Below are 14,671 nucleotides of genomic sequence, written 5' to 3' on the forward strand. Positions count from 1 at the left end.
TTACTTATTTGTAACTTCTTACCGTCGGTTTGATGAATTCGAAAACGAGCTGCTCCTTATGTAAAATCGGTTCTTGAGAGAGACCATTCCAACCCCATGCAGAAATAAATTGATACGCCTCATCATTGCGCATCGCTTCGCCTTCCTCCGTCTGATATTCCTCGCGAAAATGCGCACCACAAGATTCATTGCGGGTTAACGCATCATAGCACATCAGTTCGCCAATTTCTAGATAATCTGCAACACGCCCAGCTTTTTCTAATTCAATGTTAATCGAGTCTACATCCGCGGGGATTTTTACGTTTTGATTAAAGTCAGCACGAAGGAGCTGAATCTCTTTAATTGCTTTCTCAAGGCCCTCCTTATTACGACTTAATCCGCAGTAATCGTACAGGATTTTACCGACAGTTTTATGGTAATAGTCCACCGTTTTAGTACCTTGGATACCCGCTAGTTGGTGAAGTTTGGCTTTAACCTCCTCCTCCGCTTTGGCAAATGCAGGATTGTCAGCATCTATTTTTCCGGTATGTATTTCGGTGGATAGATAGTTGGCGATGGTGTACGGCGCAATAAAATAACCATCAACGGATGCCTGGAGCAAAGAATTTGCGCCGAGACGGTTCGCGCCATGATCCGCAAAGTTGGCTTCGCCTAGCGCGAATAGGCCTGGGATTGTGCTCATCAACTCATAGTCTACCCACAATCCGCCCATAGAGAAGTGAGCAGATGGAGATATCATCATAGGCTCTTCGTAGGCGTTGTATCCTGTAATTTTGAGATACATATCGAAGAGGTTTCCATATTTTTCTTTAATCTTCTCGATCCCCTGTTCCTTAATCGCTTTACTAAAATCGAGATAAACCGCATTCTTTAAGGGGCCAATACCAAAACCGGCGTCGATACGCTCTTTGGCCGCGCGGGAGGAAATATCGCGTGGAGCGAGGTTTCCGAATGAAGGGTAGCGCCGTTCCAGGTAATAATCACGTTCTTCCTCTGGGATCGTATTTGGCGGACGTTCTTCATTTTCCTTCTTAGGTACCCAAATACGACCGTCGTTCCGCAAAGACTCTGACATGAGTGTCAGTTTGGATTGGTAATCGCCCGATTGAGGTAAGGACGTTGGGTGTATCTGTATCCAGCTTGGACTGGCCATTAATGCGCCTTTCTTATGTGCGCGCCAAATAGCGGAACCGTTGCAACCCATCGCTAATGTGGAAAGATAGTATATTTTGCCATAGCCACCTGTCGCGAGGACGACGGCATGGGCGGCATGTCTTTCAATTTCGCCTGTATCCAGGTTACGTGCTATAATACCACGCGCTTTGCCGTCAATGAGTACAAGGTCCAGCATCTCGTGACGTGCAAATAATTTCACAGACCCTTTATCGACCTGACGCATTAACGCTTGGTAAGAGCCTAATAGTAACTGCTGCCCCGTTTGACCACGGGCATAAAAGGTGCGGCTTACCTGGACGCCACCAAAAGAGCGGTTATTGAGATATCCACCATATTCGCGGCCAAAGGGAACACCTTGTGCGACGGCTTGATCTATCAGGTTCAACGAGCATTCTGCCATGCGATATACATTAGCCTCACGTGCTCTAAAGTCACCTCCTTTAATGGTGTCTACAAACATACGGTAGACACTGTCGCCATCATTTTTGTAATTCTTTGCTGCGTTTACACCTCCCTGTGCGGCGACGGAGTGCGCTCGACGAGGGCTATCTTGAAAGCAAAATGATTTTATATTATACCCCATTTCACCTAAAGATGCGGCGACTGAAGCTCCGGCAAGCCCTGTTCCGACAACGATTACGTCGAGTTTTTTTCGGTTTGCTGGGTTTACCAGCTTGGCATTCTTCTTATAGTTTTCCCATTTCTGCTCTAACGGCCCATCAGGGATTCTTGCGTTTAGTTCCATAGTCATAGCGTATTATGAAGTGAAAAATATGTAGATAGGCATAAGTGCAAAACCTGTACATACCACCACAGAAAATGTGATACCAATATATTTTACCCACCGTACATATTTGGGGTGGTATAACCCGAAGGTGCGTGCAGCACTATAAATACCGTGAATCAGGTGGTAGCAAAGAGCAATCATGGAAATAACATATATAACCACATACCACCACTCTTGAAAGGTTGTGACCACAATTTCGTACAGGTCTTTCTGCCCGTTACTATCTAAGGGGGCATGTCCAAATTTATAGACGTACCAGAAGTTTTTGAAATGGATAACCAGAAATATTAAAATGATGGTGCCTAAAATGCCCATGTTTCGGCTGTACCATTTACTGGCCCGCTTGCGCCGATCTTGCTGGTATGTGGTACCAGCTTTCTTGTTCTTTATCGTGATAAGGATAGAGTCGATCAGATGGACAATAATACTCAGGTACAATACATAAGAGACCAGCTTTATCAATGGGTTGTTCGATAAAAAATGAGAGTACGCATTAAATTGAATACGCGCATTCTCAGGGGCCATGAAAAGCTGTAGGTTACCCAAGAAATGAATGGTTAAGAATAGACAGAGGAACGCTCCTGTTAGCGCCATGATCATCTTGCGTGAGAGTGTTGTTAACATAACTTTTCTTCTTAATAGTAACCGATAACTTTCATCCATAGTCCACCAACTCCCATGTATATTACGAGCAGGACAATACCAATCATGAGTCCGTTTATCCACCATGATTTTAATTCAACATAACCACTTCCGAAGAAGACGGGAGCAGGACCGTGACCATAATGGGTCAGGACCCCGTAGATAGATCCCATAAATCCCAACATCATAGCAAGCAACATTCCAGGGATTCCCAATGACACACCTACGCCAAGTAGAGCAGCATACATGGCTGCCACATGTGCTGTTGCACTAGCAAAGATGTAATGGCTGAAGAAATATACCAGTACAATAACAGGAAAAGCAATAGACCAGCTGAGCGTGCCAATCTCCTTGCGCACAAGCTCACTAAACCAACTCATAAAGCCAAGTTCATTAAGCGAACTGGCCATCATGACCAGTACGGCAAACCAAACGATGGTGTCCCAGGCTCCTTTTTCAGATTTAATATCTTCCCAAGTGAGAACAGAGGTAAGCAGCAGTATCGATAACCCCACGAAAGCCGTAGTGGTGGCGTCAATAGATAACTTATCACCAAAAATCCATAAACTCAAGAGTACAGCAAAAGCAAACAACATAAGCCATTCGGTCACTTTCATTGGTCCCATCTGGCGCAGTTTGTCTGCCGCCATTTTAGGGGCATCTCCTGTGCGTTTTAATTCTGGTGGATATATTTTATACATGACCAATGGGATTAAGAACAGGGCCAGTAAGCCCGGAACAATACCCGCTGCCGCCCATGACATCCAAGAGATGTCGATACCCAGGTCGGCTGCAAATTTTTGACACATTGGATTACTTGCAGTACCTGTCAAAAACATAGAGGAAGTAATCAGGTTCATATAATAACTGGTCAAGGTTAAGTATGATCCCAGTTTACGATGGGTTGCTACCTGATCTGGGACCGAGCCAAAGTTCATGGCCATGGATTTCATAATCGGATAGATAATACCACCGCCACGTGCCGTGTTACTCGGAATAGCAGGTGCTAAGCAAAGGTCTGCAAGGCCTAAACCGTACGCAAGTCCCAAGGAGCTTTTTCCGAACAGACGAATAAAGATGAAAGCGATACGGTCACCTAAACCTGTTTTAATAAAACCACGAGCAATAAAGAATGATATTCCAATCAGCCATATCACTTTATCCCCAAAACCACTTAAGGATTTTACGATCGAAGCACTTGCGTTGCCAGGGGCAAGTACTTGGGTTAAGGCTGTACACGCAATAGCGAGCATACACATTGTCCCCATAGGGGCAGCTTTAAGAATGATTCCGATGATGGTGGAAGCGAAGATGGCAAAAAGGTGCCAAGCTTCTACTTTAACACCTTCGGGAGCAGGAATTAACCAGAGAATAATCGCAATCACTAATGTGATACCTGCGTTGCGGATGTTAACTTCTTTCATATAGTATATGTTTGGTGGTGTCAATTTATAGCCTACTCTGTACTTGGATAATAAACAAGTTACCGTTGTAGGTGGTGGTGTTGCTTATTTGATGCTTGTAGCGGTCTATTTGTAGCCCCAGTTGAATACGAGCACCGTAATTTTTTAAGAATTCAAGCCCAACCATAGGCGTGTAGGTTTGCCGTGGATTGGAATTGAGATGAAAGTTATTGTCGAAGTATTCATATCGGCATGATGCTTCGATCGAGGTTAAGTTTTTATACTTGATATCATAGCGGAAGTTGGGAAGGACATATACGCCTCGCATACGGTAGTCTATAAGTTTCGATGGGTTTTCTGTTGCGCTATACAGGGCATGGTTTATGGCCTGCTTTCCTTCCACCTGGACGTCGAACGACCATTTTGGTGATAGAGGGATGGTGCTCGTTGCATCTACACCCCAGGCCCAAACCTGTCCGGCAGGTGCAGAACCTACACCTGCATTAGCACCGAGATTTACCTTGTATTTTTTAGAAACCATCGCGACGGTTCGCGCGAGATATTGTTTGCCGCTGTTGTTGTCTTGAATTTGATTTTTACCATTACCGTTGACAATGGATAGGGCATATTGGAAAGGCATATTTCCAATTTCTGCTACACCACCGGCCGAAATTCCTAATTGAAAGCTTGTCCATCCATTTTTTCCAAATTCACTGTATTGGTTAGACCAATCCAGTGATTTAATAATATCCACGGGGTAAGTCTCCTCGATACCGAACCAGGGCCTAAACTGACCGGCGGTAATACCCAGGTAGGGTCCAAAGGAATATTTGATGTAGGCATTTTCCAGTACTCTGGTTTTGGGGTCGTTCTTGAAGTCTGCTAAATTTACTAGGGCAACGACCTCGGTACGCTTGCTGATTGCAGCCTGCACCTGTACACGCATATATTTAATGGAAAAAGCATTGCTTGTAAGCTTTCCCTCACTGTGGTGAAGTCCCGTTACATCGACGTCTTTAGGAAGACTTGTTGTGAATCTACTCTGGAATAATCCTTTGAATTTAAAGGTTGGGTAGTTTTCGAAATCCACCCCCCAAGTACTGTCGGGAACCTGGGCATAGGTGTTTATAGCCAATAAACTTAAGCCTAAGGTGAATAAATAAATTAAGACGCGCTTTTTCATATAGGTAAATGGATGGTTGTTCATATATTCCTCCTGTATAACAATAAAAATTTTAAAAAGTTTTCGAAGGAGTTAAAGATATTTGTTGCATTTATCCATCATGGTAGCCTACATTTTCAATTTTCATATCTTTAGCCTGTAGGAATCAAAAAAGTAAGTGGATGAGCAAGCCCATTATAACGCATTTTAGGAAATATATTTCGATCGATGAGACGGAGGTTAACGAAATATTAAATTTTTTCAACACCGTCACCGTATCTAAAAAAAGTAATCTGTTGTCGCTGGATATGGTGTGTCGAAATCATTATTTTGTAGAATCTGGTTGTCTTCGCCTGTTTTATATAGATCCAAAGGGTGCGGAGCAGACCGTTCAGTTTGCCCTGGAGAATTGGTGGATCACAGATTATGACGCGTATGCTAAACAGAAGAGGAGTTCCTTTATGATTCAGGCGGTGGAGGAAACGACCGTGCAAGAACTTAGTTTTACCAATCAGGAACTGCTGTTGGAGCGATTTCCAAAATTTGAACGTTACTTTCGCCTTATATATGAGCGAGCGTATGCCGCATCGCAGTTTAGGACGCGATATTTGTATGATTTTTCCAAAGAGGCATTTTATAACCACTTCAATACGAATTTTCCAGAATTTGCACGAAGGGTGCCTCAACAGTTTCTAGCTTCCTACTTGAATATGACACCCGAATACCTTAGCGAAATAAAAGCAAAAAGACGTTCTTAAACCAGCTTAAGTTTTTTGAACTTTTCTCCCTTTACCTTTGTTGTATACAAAAAAAAGGAAATGGAAAAAAGAATTGATTTACAGGAATTACAACCTAACGGTTATAAGTATTTATTGGGATTGGATCGGTATGTACATAGTAGCGATGTGTCCCATACCCATCTGCATTTGATATACATTCGCGCCTCCCAAATCAACGGCTGTTCGTTTTGCGTGAGCAAGCATAGCCTCGATGCATTGGCTGATGGTGAAAGTACACAACGTTTATTTTTAACGAGTGCCTGGCGGGAAACAGATCTCTTTAGTGAAGAAGAACGTATAGTACTGGCCATGACGGAAGAGATAACGCTTATTCATCAAGATGGTTTAACAGATGCGACGTATTTGTTGGCTGTGGAAGCATTTGGCGAAGTATATGTGAGTGCGTTGATTATGGCTATTGTTATGATTAACGCCTGGAATAGAGTGGGGGTAAGCACACGGTTAAAGGTGGAGAAGGTGTAGCTACCTTCTCCTGCTATTCATTTAATAACGCTTGAAGCTGGTCCAGAAAGAGCCCAACATGCATTCCATCTACTAGCGCATGGTGTACATGTACGGAGATAGCCATGGTTTTTCGGTCTCCTTCAGACACGACTTTTCCTACAGAAATTTTGGGACAGCTATCTGATGTCGAATATCTACGGGCATGTGATAACCCTGTGAAATCGATCCATGGTAAGGCCGAAAAGTGTATGAGGTTTTCGTCAGAATCGGATGTAAATAAGGTGTTTGTGTTTTTTACCTTATCTATTTCTTTATTTGCGTTTGCGATAAAGAGCTCTTCATCCTCTTCGTAGTCTATAATGGCAAAACCGAATGTTTCGTTCGCTCGACCTATCGTGGGAGAGATTGTTAGTTTTTCGAAACAATATGGTTGCTCTTCTATAATTCGATATCGAAAATTCTCGATCGCGTTAGCTGCTTGAAGCACGCGGTACAGATAGTAGAGAAAAAAGGATTTATTCTGCGCTTTGGCGCGATCGTACGCCTGTGTACAGTCTACCTTTGATATGATCCCAAAGAATGGTTCTTCGAATGTAGAGAAAAAGAGGTACTGCTCGCGCCGCGACCAACTGTTGATGTCTATGATATGTTTTTTCATTTAGTTATAGTAGGTGATTAAGTATATTTTCTATTTTGTTGATTTTTAAAAAATTATGTTTGTTGTTGATTTCCGTATGTTCCTCATGAGCCCAAGTGATTTCATATGGTATATGTGCCGCAAACCCACCAAGTTCCAATACCGGAAGCACATCGGATTTGAGGGAGTTTCCCAACATAAGGAAGTGTTGCGGCAAACACTTTTGCTGGGTTAATAGCTTACGGTAATCGTTTGTTGTTTTATCACTCATAATTTCTACATGTGAGAAATATTCTTCCAGACTGGAATTACGTAACTTCCGTTGTTGATCCAAGAGGTCACCTTTTGTTGCTACAATAAGGTTATAGCGCCCCTGTAACGCTTTTAAGGTTTCTAAAACACCGTCGAGGAGCACCACCGGTTGTTGTAGGAGGCTATGTCCGATTTCTATGATACGACTAACGATGTTTTTATCGGTATACGGTCCAGTTATAGCATGAGAAGTTTCAATCATGCAAAGTACGAAACCCTTAACACCATATCCATACAGGGGAAGATTTTTTATTTCTGTTTTTAATAATAACGCAGAAACTTGATATGCCGGCAGATAGGTGTCTAGTAGTTCGCAAAACTGTTTTTCAGCCTCTTGAAAGTAGTTTTCATTGATCCATAAGGTGTCATCCGCATCGAATGCGATTGTTTCTATTTTATCCATCGTCGTTTTTATCATATACTGTCGACAAAAGTCAATATCTTAGATTGCATAATAAAGGACATTTGTCCCGATGACATCTATGATACGTACGAACGAAGATTTTCTATCTTATGCCAAGCAGCTTTACGATGACCAATCGCGTAAAGACGATATTGTCATAAAGCATTATTCTAAAGGTAGTTTACTACTTATGCAAGGAGAAGAGCTGACGCGGGTTATGTTTATTTGTCGTGGAATCGCAAAAGTTTTTTTTAGCGAGGAAAATGGAAAGCAATTTATCCTGGAGTTTTTAGGGAAGGGAGAGGTTATTGGAGAGATTGAACTTCTTCGAAATATTAGTTGTCTTTGTTCGATCGAAGCTATGACAGATATTTCTGTCTACTCTTTTTCTCTGCCTTATTTTAGATTGCTGATCCAAACAGATATGCAGTTAAATAATATGTTACTTCAGGTCTTTGCAGAACGCATAATTAACACTTCAAGCAGAGCTTCATATCAACAGTTGTATACCGTTGATCATAGCTTGTCTAAATTGTTGGAGTTTCAGGAAAATCACCAACTAGGAATTACCAAGGAAGATATGGCGGCGTATCTGGGTATTACTATTCGTACGCTCAATCGTTCACTTCAAAAAATTGGGAAAGACATTAAAAATATCGGATAGACGGTCTGCTGGTTAAGGGAGAAAATTCCCAAGGAACGGAGGACAGAATAATTAATAAACCAATACTATACCAAATCGTCATGGTTTTGAATTTTTCAGCCGACGTGCTCTTTCGTTTGGCTTTAGCAGACCCGATGGTCACCACAACGACCGCTATGAGCATCATCAGGCTATGCTCCATTCCGAAAAAGCGGATTTCACGCATCCGCACACCTTCTTGAAAATTTTGTATAAAATAGCGGACGATTGGGCTGATACTGTACAGCCATAGACCTAATATTAACTGAATATGTAGAATTGTTGCCGTCCAGTGCCGCAAGGCATTATCGGTTTTGGTATATTCCTTTTTATGACGCCAAGCATAGTACCCGCGAACGATTGCCACGAGAAGAGCCGCTAACACAAACCAGCGTATCCAGGAATGTAAAGGTAAGAGATACGTAAACATTATTATTTGCTTTATCGGCGCTAAGGTAGGAATAACTATAAAAGTATTGGGTATAAACGATGTACTATAATATCGTGTTTAGCCTATGAAGTATTACCTGTAAAGTATTATATTTATTGTTGATTAAAGAAAACTGACGCTTTATACGAAAAAAATAAATTAATGGACTTCAGAGATTTAACCTGGCAGGTAGAACAATTTGCTCAAGCTTATCTTGAGAAAGGCCAAAGTGCACCGTATTGTTTTCACGATAGAACACATACACAAGGTGTTGTAGATGCGGTCAAGGAAATGGTGGCGCATTATCAACTAAGTGAAAGAGAAGAGTTTATACTCGTTGCTGCCGCTTTTTTTCATGATTTAGGGTATCAGAATGGAGGGGCTTCGGGACATGAAAAGAGGAGTGCAGCCTTGGCGACCGATTTTCTTCAATCTTTATCGGTAGATGTCGAGATTCAGGAAGCCGTAGCTCGCTGTATTTTGGCCACGCAGATGCCGCAGGCCCCGAAGGGTCTTTTGGAGGAGATTATTTGTGATGCAGACCTTTTTCATCTAGGGAGCTCGGATTTTGACGTACGTAATAAGTTGATGCATCAGGAAATCGAAAAGGTGAATGGTCATAAAGTGGATAAGTCTCTTTGGCGTACTTTTACGATCCAACTGATGAAAGATCACCGATATCATACCGCGTATGCGATTGATAAATTGAGTGTTGGTAAAGCAGCTAATCTCGCTGCCTTGCTCAAGAAGCAGAAAAAGGACGAAGGTAAACAAGACAAACCCCAGCTGAGCGAGCGAAATGGAAAGCCGGAGCGCGGTATTGAAACCATGTTTCGCATTACATCCTCTAACAGTCAGCGTCTGAGTGATATGGCCGATAATAAAGCAAATATCCTACTAACGGTAACCTCAATTATTCTATCGTTGGTGGTATCGGTATTGCTTCGGAGTTTGGATAATAATCCGCATCTCATTTTTCCGACGATATTGTTGATGGTCGTTGTCGTGACGGTTATGGTTTTTGCTATTTTGGCGACGATTCCTAAGATTCCTGAAGGTCGGTATACGGCTGAAGATGTCGAAAATAAAAGTGTAAACTTACTTTTCTTTGGTAATTTTTATCGTATGCCACTATCAGACTATAAACGAAGTATGGAGCGTGTGATGGACGATAAGGATTTCTTGTACGGTATGTTGACCAAGGATGTTTATTCGCAAGGCGTGGTCTTGGGCCGTAAATATCGGTTGTTACGGTACGCCTACGGGATTTTTATGTTTGGTCTGGTCGTTTGCGTACTTACTTTTGTGGTTTCTATTTTAACATTAGGGAAGTAATAAAAAGGTTGTTTCTGTCTTCTTGTTGTTCGCCAAGTATCGAGTAGATAAATGGTGAAAAACTACATGACGGTTAGATTGTTGAATGAAGTAAACAAGTTATCTATGAATATTTTTTTAGTGCCATATATGTTTGCTGTAACGCTGCTTTTTCAGGGCTGTCAAATGCAAACCAAAGAGAAGGGTGAAGGAGGGAAAGACAAGCAAACGCAGTCACAACCCCAGATCGGCGACCAGATTCCTTATAATTTGAGTGATCGGGTAACGTATGCTTTACCGCCAATTCTGGATGAGATTTCGGGTCTCACTTTTGTGGGGGGAAACGCAGATGTAGTCTATACGATACAAGATGAATCAGGTATTGTATATGTGTATGATTTGAAGAACAGGAGAATGGATCATGAGATACCTTTTGCTGGCAAGGGAGATTTTGAGGATATTGCAAATGATGGCAAGCAACTCTACGTGTTGAAGAGTAATGGCGCGGTGTATAGCTTACCTATTGATAAAAAACATCGTGCTAACGCAACAAAAGTATATGAAGGTTTACTTCCGAAAGGTGAGTATGAGTCTCTGGCTTACAATTCAATGTTAAATGAACTTTATGTTTTATGCAAAAGTTGTAAGGTAGATCAAAAGAAAGGACAGGCTACTGGCTATCGGTTAACTGTAAATACCGATGGCACCTTGACATATCGGAATGAATTCATCGTAGATTTATCTCAGGCCACGACAGTTGACGAGAAACAACGACGTAAGTTTAGCCCGTCTGCAATGACATGGCGTGCTTCGACAAATGAATGGTACATAATTTCATCCGTCGATAAGTTGATGCTGATTACGGATGCTGATTTTAATCCGAAAGAGGTTGTTCGCTTTTCGAGAAAGGACTATGAACAACCAGAAGGGTTGGCTTTTGATGGTGCGGATAATTTATACATAAGCAGTGAAGCAGGCGATACAGGACAAGGTGTTATTTATCAGCTTAAACCGACTAAATAATGCGCAGACTGTTTACATGGATACTTCTGTTCGGTACACTGGTACTTTCGGCGCAAGAAAAATTGGTTCAGCGCCTTATTCTCATCGGAGATGCTGGTGAGATCAATGTGAAACAGTCGGCAATCCTGGAAGCGGCTGCCCAGATGACTGTTGCGAACAAAACGGTCGCCTTTTTTCTCGGGGATAATATCTATCCGGTAGGAATGGGCTTAGAGGGCGTCGAGCGGGAGGCTACGGCGGCTCGTTTACAAGCACAATTTACGCCGTTCCGAAGCAAGGAAACGCCAGTATATTTTATTGCTGGTAATCACGATTGGGATAAATCGGGAGTCGATGGATTGAAGAAAATTCAAGAGCAGGAGCGCTATATTCAGGAATTGAATGACCCCGGCCTGCATTTTGTACCTCAAGCAGGCACAACTGCTATTTTTGAACTTTCTCTAGCTGAAGATCTAGTCGCATTGTTATATGATAGCGAGTATTGGTTGTTTCCTTATCATGAAGACGCGGTTCAGGCAAGGCTTGAAAGTGATCGCAGCGTATTCCGTGCCGCTCTCGCAGAGCGCATTGCAAAAAATGAAAACAAAACGCTACTCTTGTTGTCTCATCACCCCATGCGGTCTTATGGCGAGCATGGTCTTTCCTTTTCATGGAAACAACACATATTTCCGTTGACGGCTAAATGGCCAGTTGCATATGTGCCGCTCCCACTTGTTGGCTCTTTATATCCCCTGTTGCGGTCTACAGCTTTTAAAACAGCAGAAGACCTCAAACATCCTTTGTATAGAGGGTTGACGGATGCCGTTACAAAAGCTGCTGGCGAACACCGCAATCTACTATATGTGTCGGGACATGATCACGGTTTGCAATATATCGAGGATGAAAATTTTAAACAAATAGTGAGTGGATCAGGGTCTAAAAGCTCGCATATAAGGAACAGTAAAGACTTGCTTTATAAATATGAAAAACAAGGATTCTGTATGCTGGATTATTGGGAAAATAAGAACCTTACCGTGACTTTTTTTATTTATGAGAATGGTAAGGTGCACCAAACTTTTGAATATATTATTGCACATCAATAAGGTTAAGAGAAATGAGGTGGTGTATCGAAAGTAAGTGACTAAGAAAGTAGAATTATGCTAATCAAGAGCGTAGCAATAAATAGCAATATTAAAGAAACCTTAGGCTTGGAACAGCGTTTATCATTAATGCCGTTTCAACGCTTTTTATTAAAAAATATAGCTGATCCGGTTCAGCAGAGTAACATTATTCCTAAACTTGTAATGGAATATTTGGAAGGTGTTTTGATGGAGCGCGGGGAACCGACTCCTGAAAATTTATCGGAGTTTACAGATGTTTTTGGATTGATTCATCGGTTGACAAATAGTATTACGAATCTGGATGATCGCTTTTGGGGCTTGGCCTTTCCTGTTCCGGATAAAGCATTTTTTGGACGGGACACTTTTTATGACCTACTCGATAGCGATCTGACGTTGCTGCCCGATAGCGGGGGAGCCCCTTTTTATCCCGATATAGCCTTTACGAATAAACTGTTGTACATTCTTGTCTTGGAGCGCTTTTATGGGATCAAAGGAGTTGACTCCAATATGCGCTATGTTTATTTTAAGCATGGTGTACCACAATATGTGGAACTGAAAGTCGATTTTTCCTTTGTGGAAGTCGCCTTAAAAGGTGAGCTTCCCAGATTAGATTTTAGCTGTCTCCGGGATAAAAATGTGGAAGGGTTTGATGATATAGAACCGCTACTTTCTTCCATTAATCTCGAAGCTTTTAGTTTTACGGGTATCTCCATCTTACGTTTTGTGGATTGCAATCGGGAGCAGGTTTTTAATAGAGTGCAACAAATTGTAGCCGATCTGAGCCGGTTTGAAAAGCAATCCTTCCATCGGGATGTCTCGAGTATTTTGTCTACGATGGTGGGAACGACTGCTATTTCCCATTCTTTTTTTCCTGTTTTGGAGTTAAATGGCTTTCCTATCCTGAAGTCAGATTTAGTGAAAGACAGTATCTTTTTTGGAGAATTGATATTGAAGGAACGCGAAAAATGTCAGAGTGGAATTTTTGATTACTTGAAAGCCCCTTATACCATTTCCTATGGTGTGGAAACAGGGATGGACAGTTTTGATGAGACTTTAATAGCGCATTTAAAGCAGTTGAAACTTGCCTCATACGTGTGTTTTCCTTTACGGCATAATGGTGACCTGGTCGGATTTTTGGAGCTTTATAGCCGAGATTTAAAATTTGATAATGAAAAGGTGGTAAGTATTGCGCCTTATATGCCGATGCTAACTTTATTGGCTTACGAGCTCGCGGTCGGCTTTAAAGCAAAGTTGAATCAAGTTATACTCCAGAATTTCACCTCCCTGCAAGAGGCCGTTCAATGGCGATTTAATCAGGTGGCAGCCCATTACCTGTTGGAACCAAAGCTTGAAAAAATTCTCTTTGAGAACGTGTATCCACTCTACGGGGCCGTTGATATTAAAAATTCAACTTTACTACGCAATCTGGCTTATAAGAAAGATAGTTTATACCGTATTAACCAACTGGATCAAATCCTCAGAACAATCCCAGTTCATCGTGCTACAGAGCAACAGTTTATGATGCGCTTGGAACATATCACACAGTGGTTGAATGAGGGGTATATAGATAAGTATCTTGTTGATATTTTATCTTTCTTTCAAGAAGAGGTTCCTGTTTTTATGGATAATTTACCGCTCGATAACGCCGAGATACAGGAATTACGCGATATGTATCGCGAAGGTGAGGATATCGTTCGTGGAAAGAACAATCGTTTCGCTATGGCCTTTGAACAGTCCTTATCTACACTAAACCAGATGATCAATAAGGAGCTGACTACATTTAACCAATATATACAGGATCGATACCCTTCATATTTTGAAAAATTTCGTACCGATGGGGTGGAGTATGATGCGTATGTTGGCCAATCTATTACACCCGCGAAAGTCTTTAATGTGGAATTGCTGCGAGAGTTTAGGAAACAGCAAGTCATATCGATGGCAGAAATCGGACAACAGGCGCACGCGATTATTGATGATCTGCCCATTGCTTTGGAAACAACCCAGCTCATTTTTATTCACCCCAATCCGATTGCCATAAGTTTTCGACAGGATGAACGCCGTTTCGATGTGGAAGGTGGATATAATATCAGATACCAGATGATTAAAAAACGTATTGACAAGGCGCTTATTAAGGATACGAAAGAAAGATTGGTCCAACCGGGATGTATTGCCTTGGTATATGCGACAAGACGTGTAGAGGAAGAGTTGAAAGGTATTCTGAAGGAAGTTCATGAAATGGGACTGATCGGTGCAAATATTGAGAGTCTCGTGCTGGAGGAATTACAAGGTTTGAATGAATTACGTGCATTGCGGGTTCGTATAGCTGGATTTGGACAAACAGCTTTATTCCGTTAAA

The 14,671-nt window shown here is 41.8% G+C and carries 14 protein-coding genes; 7 read left to right on the plus strand and 7 right to left on the minus strand.

What is annotated here, in order from left to right; translation table 11 throughout:
* Nucleotides 1–4: 4 nt before the first annotated feature.
* The 4 genes from E2P86_RS07000 to E2P86_RS07015 are packed head-to-tail and all read right to left on the minus strand — an operon-like array spanning nt 5 to nt 5,215.
* A complete protein-coding gene (locus E2P86_RS07000) occupies nt 5–1,921 on the minus strand; it encodes a fumarate reductase/succinate dehydrogenase flavoprotein subunit (RefSeq protein ID WP_085472723.1) in 1,917 nt (638 codons plus the stop codon).
* A 12-nt stretch (nt 1,922–1,933) separates the two neighbouring features.
* Complete coding sequence (locus tag E2P86_RS07005; RefSeq protein ID WP_085473035.1) at nt 1,934–2,587, minus strand: succinate dehydrogenase cytochrome b subunit; 654 nt, start codon at nt 2,585–2,587, stop codon at nt 1,934–1,936.
* A gap of 11 nt (nt 2,588–2,598) precedes the next feature.
* On the minus strand, nt 2,599–4,029 hold the full coding sequence (locus tag E2P86_RS07010) for an anion permease (RefSeq protein ID WP_134431843.1): 1,431 nt from the start codon (nt 4,027–4,029) through the stop codon (nt 2,599–2,601).
* A gap of 25 nt (nt 4,030–4,054) precedes the next feature.
* Nucleotides 4,055–5,215: a porin family protein gene (locus E2P86_RS07015; protein WP_134431846.1), complete on the minus strand. Its 1,161-nt coding sequence runs from the start codon at nt 5,213–5,215 to the stop codon at nt 4,055–4,057.
* 137 nt (nt 5,216–5,352) lie between these two features.
* On the opposite strand from E2P86_RS07015, the gene E2P86_RS07020 reads away from it, so the two are divergent.
* Nucleotides 5,353–5,928, plus strand: coding sequence for a Crp/Fnr family transcriptional regulator (locus E2P86_RS07020; protein WP_085472726.1), 576 nt, complete (start codon nt 5,353–5,355; stop codon nt 5,926–5,928).
* A gap of 60 nt (nt 5,929–5,988) precedes the next feature.
* Nucleotides 5,989–6,432 (plus strand): carboxymuconolactone decarboxylase family protein, encoded by a 444-nt coding sequence (locus E2P86_RS07025; protein WP_085472727.1) that lies wholly within the window; start codon nt 5,989–5,991, stop codon nt 6,430–6,432.
* A gap of 13 nt (nt 6,433–6,445) precedes the next feature.
* Here the strand turns inward: E2P86_RS07025 and E2P86_RS07030 are convergent, their stop codons facing one another.
* Nucleotides 6,446–7,072, minus strand: a complete 627-nt coding sequence (locus E2P86_RS07030) for a chloramphenicol acetyltransferase (RefSeq protein ID WP_134431849.1) — start codon at nt 7,070–7,072, stop codon at nt 6,446–6,448.
* Between the two features lie 4 nt (nt 7,073–7,076).
* Entirely contained in the window at nt 7,077–7,766 is a 690-nt protein-coding gene (locus tag E2P86_RS07035; protein ID WP_200811775.1) for an HAD family hydrolase, read from the minus strand.
* A gap of 79 nt (nt 7,767–7,845) precedes the next feature.
* Here E2P86_RS07035 and E2P86_RS07040 point away from each other — a divergent pair, with 79 nt between their 5' ends.
* The gene (locus E2P86_RS07040) at nt 7,846–8,430 is read left to right on the plus strand and encodes a Crp/Fnr family transcriptional regulator (protein ID WP_085472730.1); all 585 of its coding nucleotides are present in this window, start codon (nt 7,846–7,848) and stop codon (nt 8,428–8,430) included.
* On the opposite strand, the gene E2P86_RS07045 is transcribed toward E2P86_RS07040, so the two are convergent.
* Nucleotides 8,414–8,878: a hypothetical protein gene (locus E2P86_RS07045; RefSeq protein ID WP_134431852.1), complete on the minus strand. Its 465-nt coding sequence runs from the start codon at nt 8,876–8,878 to the stop codon at nt 8,414–8,416. The genes E2P86_RS07040 and E2P86_RS07045 overlap by 17 nt on opposite strands.
* Before the next feature lie 162 nt (nt 8,879–9,040).
* On the opposite strand from E2P86_RS07045, the gene E2P86_RS07050 reads away from it, so the two are divergent.
* From E2P86_RS07050 to E2P86_RS07065, 4 genes are all read left to right on the plus strand, one after another.
* The gene (locus tag E2P86_RS07050) at nt 9,041–10,213 is read left to right on the plus strand and encodes a Pycsar system effector family protein (protein ID WP_134431855.1); all 1,173 of its coding nucleotides are present in this window, start codon (nt 9,041–9,043) and stop codon (nt 10,211–10,213) included.
* Nucleotides 10,214–10,318: 105 nt separating this feature from the next.
* Nucleotides 10,319–11,215 (plus strand): SdiA-regulated domain-containing protein, encoded by an 897-nt coding sequence (locus E2P86_RS07055; RefSeq protein WP_166785159.1) that lies wholly within the window; start codon nt 10,319–10,321, stop codon nt 11,213–11,215.
* Nucleotides 11,215–12,297 (plus strand): metallophosphoesterase, encoded by a 1,083-nt coding sequence (locus E2P86_RS07060; protein ID WP_134431861.1) that lies wholly within the window; start codon nt 11,215–11,217, stop codon nt 12,295–12,297. The genes E2P86_RS07055 and E2P86_RS07060 overlap by 1 nt, the downstream gene beginning before the upstream one ends.
* Nucleotides 12,298–12,351: 54 nt before the next feature.
* Complete coding sequence (locus tag E2P86_RS07065; RefSeq protein WP_134431864.1) at nt 12,352–14,670, plus strand: hypothetical protein; 2,319 nt, start codon at nt 12,352–12,354, stop codon at nt 14,668–14,670.
* Nucleotide 14,671 lies beyond the last annotated feature (1 nt).

The organism is Sphingobacterium psychroaquaticum (assembly GCF_004421025.1).
GTDB classification, from domain to species: Bacteria; Bacteroidota; Bacteroidia; order Sphingobacteriales; family Sphingobacteriaceae; genus Sphingobacterium; species Sphingobacterium psychroaquaticum.

Coding starts and splice junctions, on each gene's coding strand:
- E2P86_RS07035 (WP_200811775.1), bottom strand. CDS start 7,766: ATGGATAAAATAGAAACAATCGCATTCGATGCGGATGACACCTTATGG.
- E2P86_RS07015 (WP_134431846.1), bottom strand. CDS start 5,215: ATGAACAACCATCCATTTACCTATATGAAAAAGCGCGTCTTAATTTAT.
- E2P86_RS07050 (WP_134431855.1), top strand. CDS start 9,041: ATGGACTTCAGAGATTTAACCTGGCAGGTAGAACAATTTGCTCAAGCT.
- E2P86_RS07055 (WP_166785159.1), top strand. CDS start 10,319: ATGAATATTTTTTTAGTGCCATATATGTTTGCTGTAACGCTGCTTTTT.
- E2P86_RS07005 (WP_085473035.1), bottom strand. CDS start 2,587: ATGTTAACAACACTCTCACGCAAGATGATCATGGCGCTAACAGGAGCG.
- E2P86_RS07025 (WP_085472727.1), top strand. CDS start 5,989: ATGGAAAAAAGAATTGATTTACAGGAATTACAACCTAACGGTTATAAG.
- E2P86_RS07045 (WP_134431852.1), bottom strand. CDS start 8,878: ATGTTTACGTATCTCTTACCTTTACATTCCTGGATACGCTGGTTTGTG.
- E2P86_RS07000 (WP_085472723.1), bottom strand. CDS start 1,921: ATGGAACTAAACGCAAGAATCCCTGATGGGCCGTTAGAGCAGAAATGG.
- E2P86_RS07060 (WP_134431861.1), top strand. CDS start 11,215: ATGCGCAGACTGTTTACATGGATACTTCTGTTCGGTACACTGGTACTT.
- E2P86_RS07010 (WP_134431843.1), bottom strand. CDS start 4,029: ATGAAAGAAGTTAACATCCGCAACGCAGGTATCACATTAGTGATTGCG.
- E2P86_RS07020 (WP_085472726.1), top strand. CDS start 5,353: ATGAGCAAGCCCATTATAACGCATTTTAGGAAATATATTTCGATCGAT.
- E2P86_RS07030 (WP_134431849.1), bottom strand. CDS start 7,072: ATGAAAAAACATATCATAGACATCAACAGTTGGTCGCGGCGCGAGCAG.
- E2P86_RS07040 (WP_085472730.1), top strand. CDS start 7,846: ATGATACGTACGAACGAAGATTTTCTATCTTATGCCAAGCAGCTTTAC.
- E2P86_RS07065 (WP_134431864.1), top strand. CDS start 12,352: ATGCTAATCAAGAGCGTAGCAATAAATAGCAATATTAAAGAAACCTTA.